This window comes from Sulfitobacter sp. TMED3 (assembly GCF_002167505.1).
GTDB classification, from domain to species: domain Bacteria; phylum Pseudomonadota; class Alphaproteobacteria; order Rhodobacterales; family Rhodobacteraceae; genus Sulfitobacter; species Sulfitobacter pontiacus.
Genome location: NZ_NHBI01000018.1, coordinates 1 through 18,722, shown reverse-complemented (window position 1 = coordinate 18,722; position 18,722 = coordinate 1). Strand labels below are relative to the sequence as shown.

The 18,722-nt window shown below is 61.3% G+C and carries 17 protein-coding genes; 12 read left to right on the top strand and 5 right to left on the bottom strand.

Annotated elements, in window-relative coordinates:
• Positions 1-168: 168 nt before the first annotated feature.
• Entirely contained in the window at positions 169-2,412 is a 2,244-nt protein-coding gene (locus CBB63_RS05725; protein WP_286698473.1) for a midas domain-containing protein, read from the bottom strand.
• A 137-nt stretch (positions 2,413-2,549) separates the two neighbouring features.
• Here CBB63_RS05725 and CBB63_RS05720 point away from each other — a divergent pair, with 137 nt between their 5' ends.
• Positions 2,550-3,242, top strand: a complete 693-nt coding sequence (locus CBB63_RS05720) for a thiamine diphosphokinase (protein ID WP_286698472.1) — start codon at positions 2,550-2,552, stop codon at positions 3,240-3,242.
• On the opposite strand, the gene CBB63_RS05715 is transcribed toward CBB63_RS05720, so the two are convergent.
• Together CBB63_RS05715 and CBB63_RS05710 are read right to left on the bottom strand one after the other, a co-directional pair.
• Positions 3,175-4,101, bottom strand: a complete 927-nt coding sequence (locus tag CBB63_RS05715; protein ID WP_286698471.1) for a DMT family transporter — start codon at positions 4,099-4,101, stop codon at positions 3,175-3,177. The two genes, CBB63_RS05720 and CBB63_RS05715, sit on opposite strands and share 68 nt — an antisense overlap.
• A 108-nt stretch (positions 4,102-4,209) precedes the next feature.
• Positions 4,210-5,604, bottom strand: a complete 1,395-nt coding sequence (locus tag CBB63_RS05710; RefSeq protein ID WP_502695864.1) for a diguanylate cyclase domain-containing protein — start codon at positions 5,602-5,604, stop codon at positions 4,210-4,212.
• Between the two features lie 110 nt (positions 5,605-5,714).
• Between CBB63_RS05710 and CBB63_RS05705 the strand changes: the two genes are divergently transcribed.
• From CBB63_RS05705 to CBB63_RS05685, 5 genes are all read left to right on the top strand, one after another.
• Entirely contained in the window at positions 5,715-6,008 is a 294-nt protein-coding gene (locus CBB63_RS05705; RefSeq protein ID WP_009826578.1) for a DUF3572 domain-containing protein, read from the top strand.
• Between the two features lie 2 nt (positions 6,009-6,010).
• Positions 6,011-6,718, top strand: coding sequence for an HAD family hydrolase (locus CBB63_RS05700; RefSeq protein WP_286698469.1), 708 nt, complete (start codon positions 6,011-6,013; stop codon positions 6,716-6,718).
• A 118-nt stretch (positions 6,719-6,836) separates the two neighbouring features.
• Positions 6,837-7,433, top strand: a complete 597-nt coding sequence (locus CBB63_RS05695; RefSeq protein WP_037943858.1) for a heme NO-binding domain-containing protein — start codon at positions 6,837-6,839, stop codon at positions 7,431-7,433.
• A 44-nt stretch (positions 7,434-7,477) separates the two neighbouring features.
• Positions 7,478-8,479 (top strand): GGDEF domain-containing protein, encoded by a 1,002-nt coding sequence (locus tag CBB63_RS05690; protein ID WP_491383057.1) that lies wholly within the window; start codon positions 7,478-7,480, stop codon positions 8,477-8,479.
• A 230-nt stretch (positions 8,480-8,709) separates the two neighbouring features.
• On the top strand, positions 8,710-10,458 hold the full coding sequence (locus CBB63_RS05685; protein ID WP_286698467.1) for a sugar phosphorylase: 1,749 nt from the start codon (positions 8,710-8,712) through the stop codon (positions 10,456-10,458).
• A 24-nt stretch (positions 10,459-10,482) separates the two neighbouring features.
• Here CBB63_RS05685 and CBB63_RS05680 read toward each other — a convergent pair whose 3' ends face one another.
• Complete coding sequence (locus CBB63_RS05680) at positions 10,483-11,703, bottom strand: glycosyltransferase family protein (RefSeq protein ID WP_009826582.1); 1,221 nt, start codon at positions 11,701-11,703, stop codon at positions 10,483-10,485.
• Positions 11,704-11,716: 13 nt separating this feature from the next.
• Positions 11,717-12,502, bottom strand: coding sequence for an HAD-IIB family hydrolase (locus CBB63_RS05675; RefSeq protein WP_286698466.1), 786 nt, complete (start codon positions 12,500-12,502; stop codon positions 11,717-11,719).
• 361 nt (positions 12,503-12,863) lie between these two features.
• On the opposite strand from CBB63_RS05675, the gene CBB63_RS05670 reads away from it, so the two are divergent.
• The 6 genes from CBB63_RS05670 to CBB63_RS05645 form a co-directional block, all read left to right on the top strand.
• Complete coding sequence (locus CBB63_RS05670) at positions 12,864-13,454, top strand: helix-turn-helix domain-containing protein (RefSeq protein ID WP_286698465.1); 591 nt, start codon at positions 12,864-12,866, stop codon at positions 13,452-13,454.
• Positions 13,455-13,524: 70 nt separating this feature from the next.
• The gene (locus CBB63_RS05665) at positions 13,525-15,114 is read left to right on the top strand and encodes an ABC transporter substrate-binding protein (protein WP_286698464.1); all 1,590 of its coding nucleotides are present in this window, start codon (positions 13,525-13,527) and stop codon (positions 15,112-15,114) included.
• A 92-nt stretch (positions 15,115-15,206) separates the two neighbouring features.
• Positions 15,207-16,316, top strand: coding sequence for a M24 family metallopeptidase (locus tag CBB63_RS05660; protein WP_286698463.1), 1,110 nt, complete (start codon positions 15,207-15,209; stop codon positions 16,314-16,316).
• The gene (locus CBB63_RS05655; protein WP_005852501.1) at positions 16,310-17,317 is read left to right on the top strand and encodes an ABC transporter permease subunit; all 1,008 of its coding nucleotides are present in this window, start codon (positions 16,310-16,312) and stop codon (positions 17,315-17,317) included. Before CBB63_RS05660 ends, CBB63_RS05655 begins: the two co-directional genes overlap by 7 nt.
• Position 17,318: 1 nt before the next feature.
• Complete coding sequence (locus CBB63_RS05650) at positions 17,319-18,224, top strand: ABC transporter permease subunit (protein WP_009826587.1); 906 nt, start codon at positions 17,319-17,321, stop codon at positions 18,222-18,224.
• Between the two features lie 3 nt (positions 18,225-18,227).
• The coding region (locus tag CBB63_RS05645; RefSeq protein ID WP_286698462.1) for an ATP-binding cassette domain-containing protein at positions 18,228-18,722 on the top strand (495 nt) is incomplete at its 3' end.

Genomic DNA, 18,722 nt, shown 5'->3' with positions numbered 1-18,722 from the left:
TTCAAATTTGTGTTCAAGGGGATCGGTCAGGCTGATCCGAACGCGGATCACGACGCAGAATAACCCGTTTCGCCTGCACGTCGTATAGGCTTGCACACCATCATTATCGCATAAAAAAACGGCCCCCTCGGGGGCCGTTTTTCGTTTCGGTTATCCTGTCTTGCCCGCTTAGCCAGCGGCGCGTGCATCCGGTTGGAACCCGATCTGTTCAGAGGCCTTGAAGCGGCCACCTTCCAGCTTTTGCAGCTTACCGGTGCGCAGCAGCTGACCGAAGGAGCGTAGACCTTCCTCGCGGCTGAAATCCTCGGCACCGCCTTGTCGGACGGTGTTCATCAACTGCGGACGCGAGAAATCGTCCATGCCTTCGACAAAGGCCATATAGGCCGCGGCCGCCTCCAGCAGGTCGGGAAGCTGGGTCGCGCCCATTTCTTCGGCGAACTCGGCAAAGCCACCGGCTTGCGGCACCGGCGCGGGGGCCACTGCGGCCACGCGGCGGGGGCGTACGGGGGCCACATTGCGCGGCTGGTCCGTGTCGATCCGCTGTGCCGCTACCAGTTTCAGTGGGGCAGGGCGCGGTTCGGCGGGGCGTTCGGTGCGGGCCGTGGTGGACGCGGGTCGGCGCGGTTTGACCACCTCGGCCAGATCGCTGCGGTAGGCGTTGTTTTCGCGTTCCGCAGCATCGGGCGCACCAAGGGCCATATCGGCCTTTTTCGCGGCCACGGCGGCGCGCAGATGGGTGATCGCGTCGCGGCGTGTGGCGGCTTCGGGTTCGTCCATCTGGTTGTCGGTTTCCGCCAGCAAACGGTTCATATCCGGGCCGCTGTCCGCGTCGAGCGTTGGCAGGCTGCGGCGTTGCGGGGCGGCTTTGGGGGCTTCCGTTGCGGGCTCTGCCGTGGTTTCGGCTTGGACCTCGGCCTGTACCTCTTCGGCGTCATCCTCGGAAACATCAGTGTCGAGGGTTTCTTCTTGGGCCGTGTCTTCCTGCGAGTCTTCCTTGGCGGTCTCTTCCTTGGCGGTCTCTTCTTTGGCGGTCTCTTCTTTGGCGGTCTCATCTTGGGGCGCGTCGTCCTCAACGGCGACGGCTTCTTCGGCGTCCTCAGGCGCGTCGGTCAGCGTGTCGGCAGCGGCGGAGGACAATGTTGCCTCAAGCTCGGCTAGCTCGCGGGCCAGATCTTCTTCGTCCTCGTCAGAGAGCGTCGATTCGGGGTCGCGCTGGATACGCAGGGCGGGCTTCTCAGGCTCTTCCAGAACCGCAGGCGCGTCCTCTTCGACCTCTTCCAGCTCGCCTTCGGCGATGGCACGGTCGATGTCGGCGCGTTTGACCTTGAGTACGCGACCACGGGGCGCTGCGTCTTCTTCGGCTTCTTCCGTTTCCACAGCTTCAACCTGCGCGGCGTCAGCTTCTGCCACTTCATCAGCCGCAACGTCTTCGTGCTGTTCTTCGGACTCTTGTACAGTGGTAACGTCTTCTTCAGCTTCAGCTTCGAGGTCGGAAGATTGTGCGATATTTTCGACCGTATCGTCGGCGTCCAGCGCGCCCTCAATGTCGTTGATCGCGTTCGCGATGACATCGTCGGTGCTATCTTCGGCGTCGATTGTGTCCTCGTCGTCAAAGACCTGAGGCTGCGGTGCGGCGGGGGCGTCTTGATTGGCGACCACGGCGCGGATGCGCTGCAGTTTGGCCGCGATGCTATCGACGACAGGGGCTGCAACGGGCTGGATCTCGGCGTCTTGGTCGTCGACGGTCACCTCGTTGCGCGGGCTGTCGGCGAAAAATGCTTCGACATCTTCGTCGGGTTGGCCGGGGACGATATCTACCTCGGCGGCCGGTGCCGCAGGAGCAGGGGCCGCTTCGGCTTGCGTTGCTTCGGGCTTTGGCGCGGCAACTTCACGGCTGACCACCTCGTCGCGCGGTGCGGCGGCTTCGGCCTGAGGCGCGGGTGCGGCCTCTGCCTCGGCAGATTTCAGCGCGTTGATGCGGTATGCGTCATAATAGGCAGAGATTTCCTTGGGCCGGCGCGGCGCGAAGGATGTTGACACCACCGACGGACCGGCAGCGGTGCTGCTGACCTGCGGCTGCGGCGCGGCAGGAGCCTTGGGTGTTTCGGCGGCTTCAGGCGCAGGGGTGGGCTGCGCTGGCGCTGCGGGTTCTTCCGGGGTCTGCGCGCTCAGGACGATCTGACCGTCCTGCTGGCGCGCCTCGACGCGGCGCGAGATTTCTTTCTGGGCGATATGGGCCAGCATCTCCGCATCGGGCTGTGCGGGTTCCGCACCGAAATACCGATCCTCCGACGACAGGTCGCGGAAATACTCTGCGATGGCCTTCATGGTGCCGAATGAATCGTCAAAGCCTTCCAACGTGCACGAGAAAGTGCCGTATGAGACCGTCAGAATTTTGTTGTTATTCATCATCGGATGGTCGTCCTCTGCCTATTTGCAGCTTACTGTTTACCATAAGGTTCAAGACCAATTCGGCTCGAATCTGTGCCCTGCAACGTATCATTTAATGTCAAAATTGCGGCATTGTTTCCAATTTGAGGTAAAACCGCGTGAAAACAACCATTGTGGCAAGCCGCAGCCCTGTCACCGTCATTGGGGGCGGGCAGCCCGGCCCGAACGACCTGAACGAGGCGTTGCAGCTTGCCCCGATGTGTGTGGCGGTCGATGGCGGGGCAAATCTGGCCCGCGACGCAGGCGTAGAGATCGCGGCGCTGGTGGGCGATTTCGATTCCGTCACGCCCGAGACCCTGTCGCANATCCCGCNCGCGCGGCAGTTCAAACTGGCAGAGCAGGAAACCACCGATTTCGACAAGGCGCTGCGGTCGGTGGCCGCGCCGTTGATCGTGGCGGTGGGGTTTTCGGGCGGGCGCGTGGACCATCAGCTTGCCGCCCTGAGCTCTTTGGCGCGGCATCCGCACCAGCGTTGCCTGCTCATCGCCGGAGAGCAGGTGATTTTCCTCGCGCCGCCCCGGCTTGATCTGCCGACGCGGGCGGGGGATGTGGTGTCGATATACCCGCTGGCGGCGGTCCACGGGGAAAGCAGCGGGCTTGAGTGGCCGCTTGACGGGCTAGAGCTTTCGCCGCTGGGNCGNTTGGGNACATCGAACCGTGCGACGGGGCCCGCGACCCTTAGGGTCGATCGTCCCGCTGCGTTNGTGATGGTGCCCAGGGTGCTCATTCCGCAGGTTGCACAATCGCTGCTGCAGCCAGACGCCGCTGCGTGGCCCGCTCCCTCAGAATAATATAGAGACCGGCGGCCATGGTGATCCCCATCCCGAGCGCCGCCAGCGCATCGGGCAGATCGCCAAAGACGATCAACCCGACCAGCGTCGCCACGGGAATTTCGAGATATTGCATCGGTGCCAGCGTGGCCGAGGGGGCGTAGCGCAANGACCATGTCATCAGCAGATGTGCCACGCTGCCAAGGANGCCGATTGCGATCAGCAGCATCCAGGCGTTTGCGTCAGGGACGCGCCAGCCCAAGGCGGGCACCGCTACGGTTTGACCCAGACCCAGCAAGGGCAGCAGTATCACCACGGCCATAAACCCGCTGANCGTTTGCAGGCTGATCGGGTCGGTGTGTTTCGCGATCTGCCGTGTCACCAGCATGAACAGCGCAAAGTTCAGCGCTACGCCNACGGGGAGCAATGCGGGCCAGCCCACCTCGGCAAAGCTGGGTTGCACCACCAGCAGTGTGCCGCAAAAGCCGACGATACAGGCGAGAAGCCGGCGGGTGCCGACCTCTTCCCCCAGCACGTATTTGCCGAGCAGAAGCATAAAGAAGGGCATNACAAAGATAATCGCCACAGCATCGGCCAGCGGCAGGTATTTCAACGCGGTGAACATCATCGCGATCCCGATGACATGCAGCACTGTGCGCACAAAGGCGAGCCACAGCGTTCGGCCCCGCATCGCCAGCGGCCTNCCCGTCAGCAGCACNAGCGGCAGCAAGATCAGCAANTGCACGGCAAAGCGGATAAACACGACCTGACCCAGCGGCACGGACGANCCCAGCAGTTTCGCAATCGCATCACCCACAGGGGCAACGATGCAAAAGCCAAGCATCATGGCAATACCGGTCATCGGTTTATCGGGCAGCATGGCAAAGCCTTTGTCGNGGATCAGGGGGATACGCCCCGGATGTGCANGCNTATCGCGGCGAGAGTGGCGGCATTTTTCCGGCTTTGCAACCGTGGGGAGAGGATGATTTCACGCCGCTGACCNGATNAGACCGACGCGATCGCGCCCGCGGTGTTTNGCACTGTATAAAGCTTGATCCGCGCGGTCGATCAGCTCTGCCGCGATGGCCGAGGCATCAAGTGGGGCGGGGAAGGCGTCGCTGGTTTCAGGCTGTGCGGTACATAGCCCGATGCTGATCGTGGCATGGATAGGCTGCGCGCTGGCGGGGATGGTAAATGGCGTCGTGCGGTAGGCTTCGCANATGCGTTTGGCCATCCGGGTGGCCTCTGCCTCTGTGATGCCCGGGAGGATGAGNAAAAANTCCTCCCCTCCGATGCGGGCGGCAACGTCGAGCGGGCGCAGACATGATTTCANCCGGCGTGCCGTTTCGACCAACACGGCGTCCCCCGAGGCATGGCCGAAAGCGTCATTCACGCGTTTGAAGTGGTCTATGTCTGCCAGCATCACGGCCAGCGGTATCCCTTTGCGGCGGGTGCGCACGGCCAGCCGCGCGACCTCTGACAGGGCGTGACGGCGGTTGTAGATCCCTGTCAGCGGGTCAAAAACCGCTTCGCGCAGGCGTGTATCGACATCACGCCGGATCGTGTCACCCTGCTGTTTGCGCGCCAGAAGCCCGGTCAGCCGCAGCGAAAGTTCNTCGATATCAAAGCCATGCTGCATCAGGTCGTCGGCCCCNAGATCCAGCGCATGGGCGGCACCGGCGGGGTGGGGGCGCGATTGNAGCACNAGAATACCGCAGTGCCGCGTCGTCGTATTCGCCCGCAGGGTCGAGATCAGGCGCAGTTGCGCCTCGTCGCGCGTTTCGANACCGGTCAGGGTCAGGATGAAGACATCGGGCAGCGCGTTCTGCCGGATACCGGTCAAAGCGTCGCGGATGGTCGTCTGGNTGACTGCCCCCCTCAGACGTTTGCGTAGCTGGGTGACATGCACCTGTGTCTCTGCCTTGTCATGGCTGACGACCTGGAACGTGCCCGGGCGGGTGAANGTGGCGGCGGTTTCTTCCAGCCCGAGCGGGGGGCACATCGCGTCGCGCATGGCCGTGGGGCTGGCCCCGTGGCCCGCGCGTATCATGCTGCGCACCCGTCCCAGAAACAGCTTGTCGCAGACAGGTTTGACCATCGCTTCCTGTGCGCCATTCGCCAGCAGGTGCAAACACAGTGCCGCGCCACCGCCATCGGCCAAGGCAAAGACAGGTATCCGTGACGTCCGCGGAGACCCCGCGAGCATGGTGCATAGGGCCGTCGCATCCTGCCCGTCCAGATGATGCGCCGTGATGACCAGATCAGGCCCCGACCGGCGCGAGATGTCGACCGCCTGGGCCACGGTGGACGCCTGCCATACCTCGTAGGAGGCGGACGTGAGTTTGGTTTTCAACGCGATGCGGTTGGTCGCAACCGTATCCACAATCAGGACTTTACCGGGCACTTGTCTTCATTCTCCACTCACGTGTAACTGGCTTAAGCGCCCTTTGTTGCCGTGATTGGTTAACAAAGGGTTTCGTTTGGGAAACCGTGATGGAAATTAATATGATGAAGCAAGATGCCGCCGAGACGGTCGCCCTGCAGGCCTTGGCCTGGCTGGCCGCGAACGAAGACCTGATGCCCACCTTTATGGGATCAACGGGCGCATCTGCCGAAGACCTGCGCACGCAGGCCGGTGATCCGGTGTTTCTTGGCGCGGTGCTGGATTTCATCATGATGGATGACGCCTGGGTCACGGCGTTTTGTGATACGGTGAACATCCCTTACGATCGTATCATGCAAGCCCGTCAGTCGCTTCCGGGTGGCGCGCAGATGAATTGGACCTGAAAATGATCAAAGCCTTGCTGTTCGACAAAGACGGAACCCTGTTCGACTTCGCCGCCACATGGGAGGCATGGGCCAATGCTTTCCTGACCCGGATCAGCAAGGGCGACGGAGAGAGAGCGGCTTTGCTGGGGCAGCAGATCGGCTTTGATTACGGGACGCAAAAATTCTCGCCCGACAGCATCGTTATTGCGGGCACGCCGGGGGAGGTCGTCGATGCGCTGGCCCCCCATGTGGCCGAGATGGCGAAGACGGATCTCTTGGACCTGCTGAACCACGAGGCCGAAAACGCCCCTCAGGCAGAGGCGGTGCCGCTGATTGCCTTGCTAGAGGCGTTCAAGGCACGCGGGCTGGTGCTTGGCGTCGCCACCAATGACGCCGAAGCGCCCGCCCGCGCGCATTTGGGCGGTGCGGGGGTGACCGGATATTTTGACTTTATCGCAGGTTTCGATAGCGGCCACGGTGCTAAGCCCACGCCCGGGCAGCTTTTGGCCTTTGCCAAAGCCGTGGGGGTGGACCCGTGTGAAGTCGCGATGATCGGGGACAGCCTGCACGATATGGCGGCGGGCCGTGCGGCGGGTATGGCCTGCGTTGCGGTGCTGACGGGGCTGGCCACACGTCAGGACCTGGAAGGGGCCGCCGATGTGGTGCTGCCCGACATCGGCCATCTGCCGGCGTGGCTGGACGGGCAGAGGCATGACCCGCAGGGCTGACAGCTAGATTGCATTTGAGACAAAACCAAAGCGCATTCCGCCGCGGCGGAGGTTTAGCCTTCGGCCTTTGTTAACTCTCCTCCGCCATCTTCCCCGTGAAACGGCGGAAAGGGGCGCGATGCACGGGCTGATCAACCATACGATCCAACGGTTTGTGCTGGATAGCTTTGGCCACCGTGTCTGGGCGCAGGTCGCCCTGCGCGCCGATCTTTGCGCCGTTATGGGCACGGCGGATTTCGAACCGATGCTCACCTATGACGATGCCATCACGCCGCGGGTTATCAACCGCCTGTCTGCCGTGATGAAACGCGCGATCCCCGATCTTCTGGAAGATCTGGGTGCCTGGCTTGTGTCCAACCCCGACCGCGAAGGCGTGCGGCGCTTGCTGCGCTTTGGCGGCGATGATTTTGAAGAGTTCTTGCATTCGCTCAACGACTTGCCAGAACGTGCCACCCTCGCCGTGGAAGACCTGCAACTGCCCCAGATGGAGGTCGCGCAGCTTGATGACTGGCGCTTTACGCTAACGTGTCGCGGGAAAGTGCAAGGCTTTGGTTTTGTGATGATGGGCGTGATGCGGGTGATTGCGGATGATTATGGCACATTGGCCCTGCTTGATTGCAAAGCCGCCCCACCGGAGGGGGAGGTGATTACCGTCACGATTATTGACCGGCACTACGCGCAGGGGCGCAGCTTTGATCTGGGTGCACGCGGGTGACAGTAGGGGCAGCTTATGAGGCGGCATTAGATGTTCTATGCCCGATGCATGTGATCGTGCAGCCCTGCGGACGTATCCGGCATGTGGGCCCCACCATCCACAAACTGCGCCATCGTGGCACTTGGATCGGGAGCAATTTTTTCGACCAGTTTGTCATGCGCCGACCGAATATGGCCGACAGTATTGCGCAAATTCGCCCGATGGCGGGGCGCAAGCTGCATCTGGCGTTGCACGACCGGCCCGAGCAGATTTTTAAGGGGGTTCTGGTCCCGCTGCCTTGTGGCACCGAACAGATGGAAAGCTCGGAAACCGACTGTCTGATAAACCTGTCATTCGGGATATCGATCCTGAACGGCGTCCGCACCCATCGCCTGAGCAATGCCGATTTCGCGCCGACCGACCTCGCGGTCGAGATGCTTTATCTGATGGAGGCGAAATCGGCGGCGATGGCGGCGTCGCGTGCGCTGAACCAGAAGCTTGAGGTCGCAAAGATCGCGGCGGAGGAACAAGCGTTCACCGATACGCTGACTGGCTTGAAAAACCGGCGCGCGATGGATCACGTGCTGTCCCGGCTTGTCGCGGGGAACAAGGGGTTTGCCGTGATGCAGATCGATCTGGATTACTTCAAGGCGGTGAACGATAGCCTGGGCCATGCGGCGGGGGATCACGTGTTGCAAACCGCGGCCCGGATCATGGTGGAGGCAACACGGGACATCGACACCGTCGCCCGCGTCGGCGGTGACGAATTTACCCTGCTGCTGCCTGGGGTTACCGGCAGCGCGCATCTGGCACAGGTCGCCGAACGGATCATCACGCGACTGGAATGGCCGATCGGATTTGATGGCGCGGCGTGCCGGGTCTCCGCCAGCGTCGGCAGCATATGGGTTAAAGCGGGGCAGAACGCCGTGGCCGAAGATGTCCTGTCGGACGCCGATGCGGCGCTTTACCGCTCTAAGCAGGCCGGGCGTGCGCGGCACACGGTGCACGGTGAAACTGTGCCAGACGCCATGCAGAAGGGGAGGGAGAAACCACACGCGCTGCAGTAGATGACGGCGCGCGCTGGGCGTGCTGGCTTTGGTACGCGTCATAAAAGCGGGGCCTGTAGATCTGCGGGCGTTCAATCTGCGCAATGCTTCAAGATTGTGCAGCTTGCCTCAAAACGCGCCGCAGGGGGCTGCGGCGACAGGATTATGGGGGCGCCGCTTTTGGCTGCTCGTCACACCGGCGCGGCTGCGTTAGGGTTTTGGGAAAGGATATTCAGGCAAGGCAGGACATCATGACGGACAGTGCCCGTTCTCTCGGCTCTCGGCTCAGCGCGGTGTTGGCAGAGGTCTATCCCGATCTGGATGCCGACATCCTTTCCAGCATGGTGCTTGATGCCTTCTGGCCCGAGGAGACAACCCGCCGCAAAAGAGGCCGGATTGCCGGCAATACGCTTTGGTCGGAACGTGACGCGCTGCTGATCACCTATGGCAACTCTATCGTGGACGGGGCGCATAAGCCGCTGGATTTGTTGAACGACTTCTTGCATCGCTACCTGCGCGGCACATTGAACAGCGTGCATATCCTACCGTTCTTCCCCTATACCTCTGACGACGGGTTTGCCGTCTCCGATTTTCGCGCGGTGAACCCGCAGCTTGGGGATTGGCCTGATATCAACCGCATCGCCGCCGATTTCACGCTGATGTCCGATCTGGTGCTGAACCATGTGTCGAGCCAGGGGAACTGGTTCAACGCCTACCGTCAGGGGCAGGCCCCCTATGACAAGTTCTTTTTCGAAGCCTCGCCGCAGGATGATCTGCGCGAGGTGGTGCGTCCGCGCACGACGCCGCTATTGCAAGAGGTAGAAACCTCAAGCGGCCCGCGCCATGTCTGGTGCACCTTCAGCCATGACCAGATCGACCTTGATTTCCGCAACCCCGAGGTGCTGCTTGAGTTTTTGCGGATCATCCGCCTGCATGTGGACAATGGCGTGCAGATCATCCGGCTGGATGCGGTGGCGTTCTTGTGGAAGCAGATCGGCACCCCGTCGATCCACCTGCCGCAAACCCATGCGATTATCCGGCTGATGCGTTTGCTGTGCGACTATGCGCCGGAAAAGATCATCCTGCTGACCGAAACCAATGTGCCCAAGGCCGAAAACCTCAGCTATTTCGGGGCAGGGGACGAGGCCCATGCGATCTATAATTTCCCGCTGCCGCCGCTGATCTTGCATGCGATGATGTCGGGCAATGGGGCGCATCTGAGGCGCTGGCAACGCACGATGCCGCCGGCCCCCATGGGTTGCGCCTATCTGAACTTTACCGCCAGTCACGACGGGATCGGCATGCGCCCCGCCGAAGGGTTGCTGCCCGAGGATGAAAAACAACAGGTCATTGATACGGTGCTACAGGTTGGCGGGTTGGTGTCGATGCGCAGCCTGCCCGACGGCGGGCAAAGCCCGTACGAGCTGAACACGACCTTTTACGACGCGCTGTCGCGGACCTTTAAGGGCGAGGATGACCATCATCATGCACGGTTCATCTGTTCGCAGACCATCGTCATGTCGCTGGAGGGGATACCCGCCTTCTACATCCACGCCATGCTGGCGACGCCCAATGATCACGCGCAGGTCGAACATCGCGGGATGAGCCGCGCGATCAACCGACACCGATGGGATTATCCGAGCTTGCGCGACCGGCTGGCCGATGCGTCCAGCGCGCAGGCGCGCGTTTTGGGCGATCTGTCGGCGCGGCTAAAGGTGCGGCAGAAACAAAAGGCGTTTCACCCCAATGCGACGCAATTCACCGTGAACCTGCAAGATGACCGCGTGTTCGGCGTGTGGCGGCAAAGTCTGGACCGCAAACAGTCGATCTTTGCGCTGCATAACGTCAGCGACGCCTCTGTCGCGATTTCGGCGGCGGCGCTGAACCTGATCGAGGATCAACCGTGGCAGGACCTGTTCAGCGGTGAGTTGATTGACGCCAGCGCGGATCACATCACGCTGGCCCCCTATCAATGCATGTGGATCACCAACCGGTTCTGACCCCGCCGCCCGCGCGGCCCCTAGCTAGGTGTATTCGGCGTCATCCGCTGCGGCGGCCTCGCGCAGATTGGTAAGGAACTCGGGCGCGGCGGCGTGGACGCGGTTCCACGTGGGGATAAAGGGGGTCTCGTGCGGGTTATCGAGAAAGAAGTGTCCCGCCCGCATGATATTCTCGGTAAAGAGCTCGATCGCGCGTTCTTCCTTGTGGCGATCGATGCTCAGCCCGTTCATTTTGGCGTCGTTGTAATAGGCATCCAGCAGGTCGAGCGCACAGCGATAATAGGTCGCCTTGAGCGTGCGAAAGACATTGGGCGTGAACACGGTGCCGTCTGCCGCCAGCTTGCGGAAAATCGCCTTGCAGATGTCGGTGGACATGCGGTTCAGCCCCGCATCGGCGTCGGCCTCGCTCAGATCTTGGTGCTTGTGGTCATAGTCGTCGGCGATTTCGACCTGACAGACGGATTTCGGCGCGAGGTTGCGCCATGCCTCTGACAGCACGCCGATCTCCAGCCCCCAGTCGGAGGGGATGCGCAGATCGGGCAAGATATTGGTGCGCATGGCAAATTCACCCGAGAGCGGATAGCGGAAGGCGCGCAGGTAGTCGATATAGTCACGGTCGCCCACGACCTTTTTCAGCGCGATCAGCAGCGGGCTGACCAGCAGCCGCGTGACCCGCCCGTTCAGCTTGTCGCTGCCCACCCGCGCGTAATAGCCTTTGGCGACCTGATAGGGGAAATTCGCATTGGCGACGGGGTAGATCAGCCGCGCCAGCAGGTCGTTGGTATAGGTCACGATATCGCAATCATGGATCGCCATCACCGCACTGTCCTGACAGGCGATCAGATAGCCGAGCGAGGACCAGACGTTCTTGCCCTTGCCTTGTTCGGCGGGGGCGAGGCCCATGTCTTTGAGCTGCGCGCCAAGCGCCAGCATCCGCGGGCTGTCGTTCCAGATCACGATGTGGTTCTGGTTGAGGCCCTTGAAGAACTCTTTCGCATGGCGGAACTGTGCCTCGTCCGCGCGGTCCAGACCGATGATGATGCGGTGCAGATAGGTGACCTTGGACAGCTCGGCCAGAATGCGGGGCATCGCCTCGGTCTCTAGCTCGGAATAGAGGCAAGGCAGGATCAGCGCCATTTTGCGGGTCTGGGCGAACGTCTCGAGCTCGTAGGTCATTTCGTCCAGCGAGCGGGTGCGCAGATTGTGCAGGGTCGCGATATTCCCGTTTTGATGAAAATCAGCCATGCTTTGTCATTCCTTAGTTCAGGTTAAGCCGCGCGATCAGGTCCAGCACGGCACCGTTCCATCCGGCAGGGCCGGGGAGCGTGGTGCGGATGATCCTGCCGGTGTCCTCACCGGGCAGCGGGGGCAGGGGGTCGCGGTGCGGGTTGGCGACAATGACGCCAAACTCGGCTGCTTGCAGCATCTCTATGTCATTGGGGGCATCGCCAAGCGCCAGCGTATGGCGCGGCGCAAAGGCGTCGGTCAGCGCGGCCATCTGGTCGGCTTTGGTGCGCCCGTAGGAAAGGGTCAGAAACCGTCCCCCTTCACGGGCATGGATGCCGTGATCGTGCAGGGCGTCGATAAATGCGCCGCGCAACTCGGCGCTGCCCGACCAGATGCCGGGTTCGGAAAAGGCCCGCTCTGCCGCGTTGGCGGCGTCATTATGCGACAGGCCGGTGATCTGTGCGATCTGCGCCACGGTCATATCGCCGAACCCGCAAAACGGGTCGCGCAGCTCCGCAGGCAGGCTGTCGAGCGTTTGGCGCAGGCGCACGTAACTGTCCGTTTTGGGCGTGTCGGTGCTGTCGGGCGGTAAAATACCGGCACCGTTTTCGATGATCGCGGGGCAGTGATCCCATGCCAGTTCGGCGCGAATCTCTGCGATCTCGGGCGCGGTTTTCGAGCTCGCCAACACCACTGCGGCCCCGATTTTGCGCAATGTATTCAAGGCCGGGGTGGCCGCATCCCAGCGATAGGAACTATGTGACAGCAACGTGCCATCAAGGTCGGTAAACACCAGCAGGGGTAAAGAGATAGCCATAGATCAAGCGTGTGGTGCGGGACCGATTGTTGCAACTGNGCACAGGTGTTCATCGCGCGGTTTGCATTGTTTTTCTAGCTTTTGCCTAAAAAATGTGCAGAAACTGGACTGCGTGGATGCGCACGTATAAATAGAATCACAGGGGCGCTTTCGGGGGGAGGGTCCGGTGTAANNGAGGTCAGGTGACGTCGCGACCAAGGGCTCTGTTTTCACTCTGACAATAATTTTTATTGTTGACGTAAACAAAGTTGCGCGACAGTCTGAGCGCCAAGATACGCCAAAGCGTGCTTCGGGGGATTATTTGTCAACAACTGCGATACAGGCGGCGGCGCTTTCGCCGCCAGAGGGATTAGGCGACCGCATGCGGATGCAGCGTCATCGGATGGCGATGACATTGCAGCAGCTGTCGTCGGCCTCCGGTGTGTCGGTGGGCTATCTGAGCCANGTGGAACGCGGCAACGCGACACCGACGCTTGGCACGCTGAGCCAGATCGCTGCCGCGCTTGACGTTGATGCGGATTTTTTCGTGCGGACCCCGCGCACGGTCGACAGCCTGACCCGCGGTGCCGCACGGCCCCGTTTCGCGGTGGCAGGATCGTCGATTGAATATGAACAGATCGGTGCCGAACGCGCGGGCCACGAGATGACATCCTATGTGATGAACGTGCCGCCCGGCTATGAATCCGAAACGGTGACCCATGTTGGCGAAGAGATCATCTATATCCTTGAGGGTGAGATCTCGCAGATGGTTGGCGAACGGGAGTATCTGATGACGGCGGGCGACAGCCTGCATTATCTGGGTACNACGCCCCATTGCTGGGCCAACAGAACAGACCGGCAGGCCCGCATCTTATGGGTCGGTCGCATGAAATACGATAAGTCCGGGGAAATCGGACAGAGTGAGGCCGCGCCAGCAGAGAGCTCGCGCGAAATGTTACCCCTCAGGCGTTAACCCTATCGCCCTCATCGGCCCAGAGAGGCCGTGGGGAGATAACACTTTACCAACTAGGAGAGTAAATCGAATGTCTTTCAAGAAAATCATGGCCACGGGCCTGCTGCTGAGCACGCTTGGCGTTGCGGCGCAGGCGCAGTCGCTGGTCTATTGCTCGGAAGGGTCGCCAGAAGGCTTTGACCCGGCCCTGTANACCGCAGGCACGACCTTTGATGCGTCCAGCCACCCGATCTACAACCGCTTGGCGGAATTCAAGGTCGGNACCACCGAAACCNTTCCCGCGCTGGCCGAAAGCTGGGANGTGTCCGAAGACGGCAAGACCGTGACGTTCAAGCTGCGCAAAGGCGTCAAGTTTCACAGCAACGCCCAGTTCACGCCCACACGCGATTTTAACGCCGATGACGTGATCTTTAGCTTTGACCGTCAGGGCAACGCCGACAACCCCTACAACCAAGTATCGGGNGGCACCTGGGAATACTACGGTGCGATGTCGATGCCTGATCTGATCGAAAGCATCGAAAANGTNGACGATTACACCGTTCAGTTCAACCTGACCCGCGCCGAAGCGCCGATCATTGCCAACATGGCGATGGACTTTGCCTCGATCGTGTCCAAGGAATATGCCGACGCGATGCTGGAAGCCGGCACGCCGGAAATGCTGAACCAGGCGCCTATCGGTACTGGCCCGTTCACCTTCCAAGCTTACCAGAAAGACGCCGTGATCCGTTACGTGCGCAACGACGAATACTGGGGTGACCCGGCGAAAGTCGAAGCGTTGATCTTTGCGATCACACCGGACGCCTCCGTGCGCTACCAGAAGGTACAAGCGGGCGAATGCCACGTCATGGCCTATCCGAACCCTGCGGACGTGCAGGCGATGAAAGACGCCGAAGATATCGTCGTGATGGAGCAAGAGGGCCTGAACGTGGGCTATCTGGCGTACAACACGCAGATGCCTCCGTTCGACAACGCCAATGTGCGTAAAGCCTTGAACATGGCGATCGACAAGCAAGCGATCATCGACGTGGTGTTCCAGGGCTCCGGCGAAATCGCCAAGAACCCGCTGCCGCCGACAATGTGGTCCTATAACGACGCGATCGAGGACGACAAATACGATCCGGAAGCCGCGAAAGCCGCGCTGGAAGCCGAAGGCGTATCCGACCTGACGCTGAAAATCTGGGCGATGCCGGTCCAGCGTCCCTATAACCCCAATGCCCGCCGTATGGCCGAGCTGATGCAGGAAGACTTCTCGAAGGTCGGTGTCGACGTAGAGATCGTGTCCTACGAATGGGGTGAATACCTTGAGCGTTCCAAAGCGAAAGACCGCGATGGTGCCGTTCTGCTGGGTTGGACAGGTGACAACGGTGACCCCGACAACTTCCTCGCGGTTCTGCTGGGCTGTGACGGCGTAGAGAAATCCAACCGCGCACAATGGTGCAACGAGGAATTCGACGCGCTGGTTCAGGAAGCCAAGGTTCTGCCAACACAAGAAGAGCGTGCGCCGCTGTATGAAAAAGCGCAGGAAATCTTCAAGGACCAAGCCCCATGGGCCACCATCGCGCATTCGGTTGTTTACATGCCAATGCGCCCCGAAGTTGAAAACTATGTTGTGCACCCGCTGGGTGGCCACATCTTCAACCAGGTTGGCCTGTCGCAATAACAGCGATGACAAAGCAATGGGGACGGTGCATATCGCGCCGTCCCTTCCTCTATTCTAGGCCCCGGCCACGTTAACGAAAGGCGCAAGCCCCCGTGTCAAAGAACCTCTCTCAACGTCTTGCCGACTATGCCGCTGTGGCCGCCGATCTGGGCGTCGATGCCGTGGCGCTGGTGCCCGGGCCCAATTTCTCGCGCGCTGTCGGCCAAAGCTTCATGAGCCACGAACGCCCCTTTGTTCTGGTGATCCCTGCGGATAAACCTGCGGCGGTGCTCTTGCCGAACCTTGAACTGGGGAGCTGGGACACGGTCGGCTTTGATGGCGCGGTGTTTGATTGGCGCGACCAGACCGGCTATGCCGATGCATTTGCCGCTCTGACGCAGCATTTGGGCATCACGTCGCTGGCGGTCGAAGGGCAGGTGATGCGCGTCTTCGTGCACCATGCGTTCAAACAGGCACAGCCCGATCTGACCATCACCGATGCAGAGCGTGAAATCTCTGCCCTGCGGATGATCAAGACCCCCGAGGATATCGCCGCCCTGCGCGCGGCGATCGGCATTTCCGAACGCGCCCTTCAACGCACGCTGGACAGCGTCAAACTGGGCCAGAGCGAGAAGCAGATCGAACAGACGCTGGTGCAGGCGCTTTTCGCGGAAGGGGCGGACGACCTGTCCTTTGGTCCCATCGTGGCCGCCGCGGATGGCTCGGCCCGGCCCCATGCCCATGCGCGCGAGGATTACGCGGTCAAGGCGGGCGATGCGCTGCTGCTGGACTTTGGCGCGCGCAAGAACGGCTTTGCCGCCGACATTACCCGCACCGTTTTTCTGGATCACGTCACCGACGAGGGGCGCGATGTCTATGACACCGTGCTGCGCGCCAATATGGCAGGGCTTGCCGTGACCCGCGCGGGGGTGACCGCCCATGACATCGACGATGCCGTGATCTCTGTGCTGGAAGCCTCGCCCTATGGGGACCGCATCCGCACCAAGACCGGCCACGGTCTGGGCCGCGAGGTCCACGAGGCCCCCTATATCATGCGGGGCAACCACATGACTTTACCCGCCGGAACGGTTTACACCAATGAACCCGGCCTCTACGAGATCGGAAATTTCGGCGTGCGCATCGAGGATGACGTGCTGATTACCGACGACGGCTATGAAACGCTGACCAACTTCCCCAAAGAGCTGATGGTGATAAAATGCTGAACTATGTTCTGGGACGACTGCTGACGTTCATCCCGACCTTCATCGGGGTGACGCTGATCTCCTTCGGGTTTATCCGCGCGCTGCCGGGCGACCCCATCCAGGTGATGGCGGGCGAGCGCGGCATCTCTGATGAACGCTATGCCCAACTGGCCAAGCAATTCGGCTATGACCAGCCGATCTATGTGCAATTCTGGGACTATCTGACCGGCGTGCTGCAGGGCGATCTGGGCAATAGCTTTGTCACCAAGCGGCCGGTGTTCGACGAATTCTTTACGCTCTTCCCAGCCACGCTTGAGCTGGCGGTCTGCGCGATGATCTTTGCCATCGCCCTTGGCCTTCCGGCGGGGGTGATTGCGGCGGTGAACCGGGGCAAATTCTTTGACCGGGCGCTGATGTCCACGGCGCTGGTGGGCTATTCGATGCCGATCTTCTGGTGGGCGCTGCTGCTGATCATTGTCTTTTCGGGCAACCTGCAATGGACGCCTGTGTCGGGGCGGATTGATCTGCTGTATTATTTCCCCAACCCCACCGGCTTTATGCTGATCGACAGTCTGGCGTCGGGTCAGAAGGGGGCGTTCCTGTCAGCGGTGCGCCATCTGGTTCTGCCAACCATTGTGCTGGGGACAATCCCGCTGGCCGTGATCGCACGCCAGACGCGGTCGGCCATGTTGGAGGTTCTGGGCGAGGATTACATCCGCACCGCCCGCGCCAAGGGCATGTCTCCGGGGCGGATCAACGGCATCCACGCCCTGCGCAACGCGCTGATCCCCGTGATCACCGTGATTGGTCTGTCGGTCGGCACATTGCTGGCCGGTGCGATCCTGACCGAAACCATCTTTAGCTGGCCGGGCATCGGCAAGTGGATGGTCGATAGTATTTTCCGCCGCGATTACCCCGTGGTTCAGGGCGGGCTGCTGCTGATTGCTGTGATGGTGATGGTCGTAAACCTGACCGTCGACATGCTTTACGGCGTCATCAACCCCAAAATCAGAAAGCGATAACATGGACGACGCACTCTCTGCCGAAGCCGCAATGGTCCAGGAACGTCCGGGCCGCTTGCGCGAATTCTGGTTCTACTTCCGCGAAAACCGCGGCGCTGTCATCGGGCTGTGGATCTTTGCGGTCTTTGCCTTTCTGGCCCTGTTCGGTCCGTGGGTCGCCCCCCATGACGCGACAGAGCAATTCCGCGCCGCCACCCTACAGCCCCCCGCGTGGCAAGAGGGCGGCACCTGGACCCATATCCTGGGCACCGATCCGCTTGGGCGCGATATGCTGTCGCGTCTGATTGTGGGCGCGCGTTATTCCTTCTTTGTGGGGGTCGTCGTTGTCTCTATCGCGGCGACCGGCGGGATCATCATCGGGCTGATCGCGGGCTTTGCGCCCAAATGGGTCGATAGCATCATCATGCGTGTCATGGATATTGTGCTGGCGTTCCCGTCCCTGCTGCTGGCGCTGGTGCTGGTGGCGATCCTCGGGCCGTCGCTGACCAACGCGATGATCGCCATCGCGATTGTATTGCAGCCTCACTATGTGCGCCTGACCCGCGCCAGCGTCATGTCAGAACGGCAAAAAGACTACGTGACCTCGGCCCGCGTGGCGGGGGCGGGGATCTTGCGGCTGATGTTTGTCACCGTGCTGCCCAACTGCCTTGCGCCGATCATCGTGCAGGCCGCGCTGTCATTCTCGACCGCGATCCTTGATGCCGCGGCCTTGGGCTTTCTGGGGATGGGGGCGCAGCCGCCTACACCTGAATGGGGCACGATGCTGGCCGAAGCGCGCGAGTTCATCCTGCGCGCCTGGTGGGTCGTGACCTTCCCCGGCGTGGCGATCCTTGTGACCGTGCTGGCGATCAACCTCATGGGTGACGGCCTGCGCGACGCGCTTGATCCGAAACTGAAACGGAGCTGAGCCATGACACTTTTGCGTATCAGAAACCTAAGCGTTGATTTCGCCACGGCCTCGGGCAAGTTCCGGGCGGTGGACGGTGTCGACCAGGACGTGAACGAAAGCGAGATCCTCGCGATTGTGGGGGAAAGTGGGTCGGGTAAGTCCGTGTCGATGCTGGCGCTGATGGGGCTGTTGCCCTGGACCGCCACCGTCACCGCGGACGAGCTGACCTTTGACGGGCACAACCTGCTGACGATGGACGCCAAGGCGCGTCGCAAGATCGTCGGCAATGATCTGGCGATGATCTTTCAGGAGCCGATGTCATCGCTCAACCCCTGTTTCACCGTGGGCTGGCAAATCCGCGAGGCCCTGCGGGTGCATCTTGGCATGGGCCGCCGCGAGCGTCAGAAACGCGCGATCGAGCTGTTTGAACAGGTCGGCATCCCCGATCCCGAAAAGCGCCTGTCGGCCTTCCCGCACCAGATGTCGGGCGGGATGAACCAGCGGGTGATGATCGCG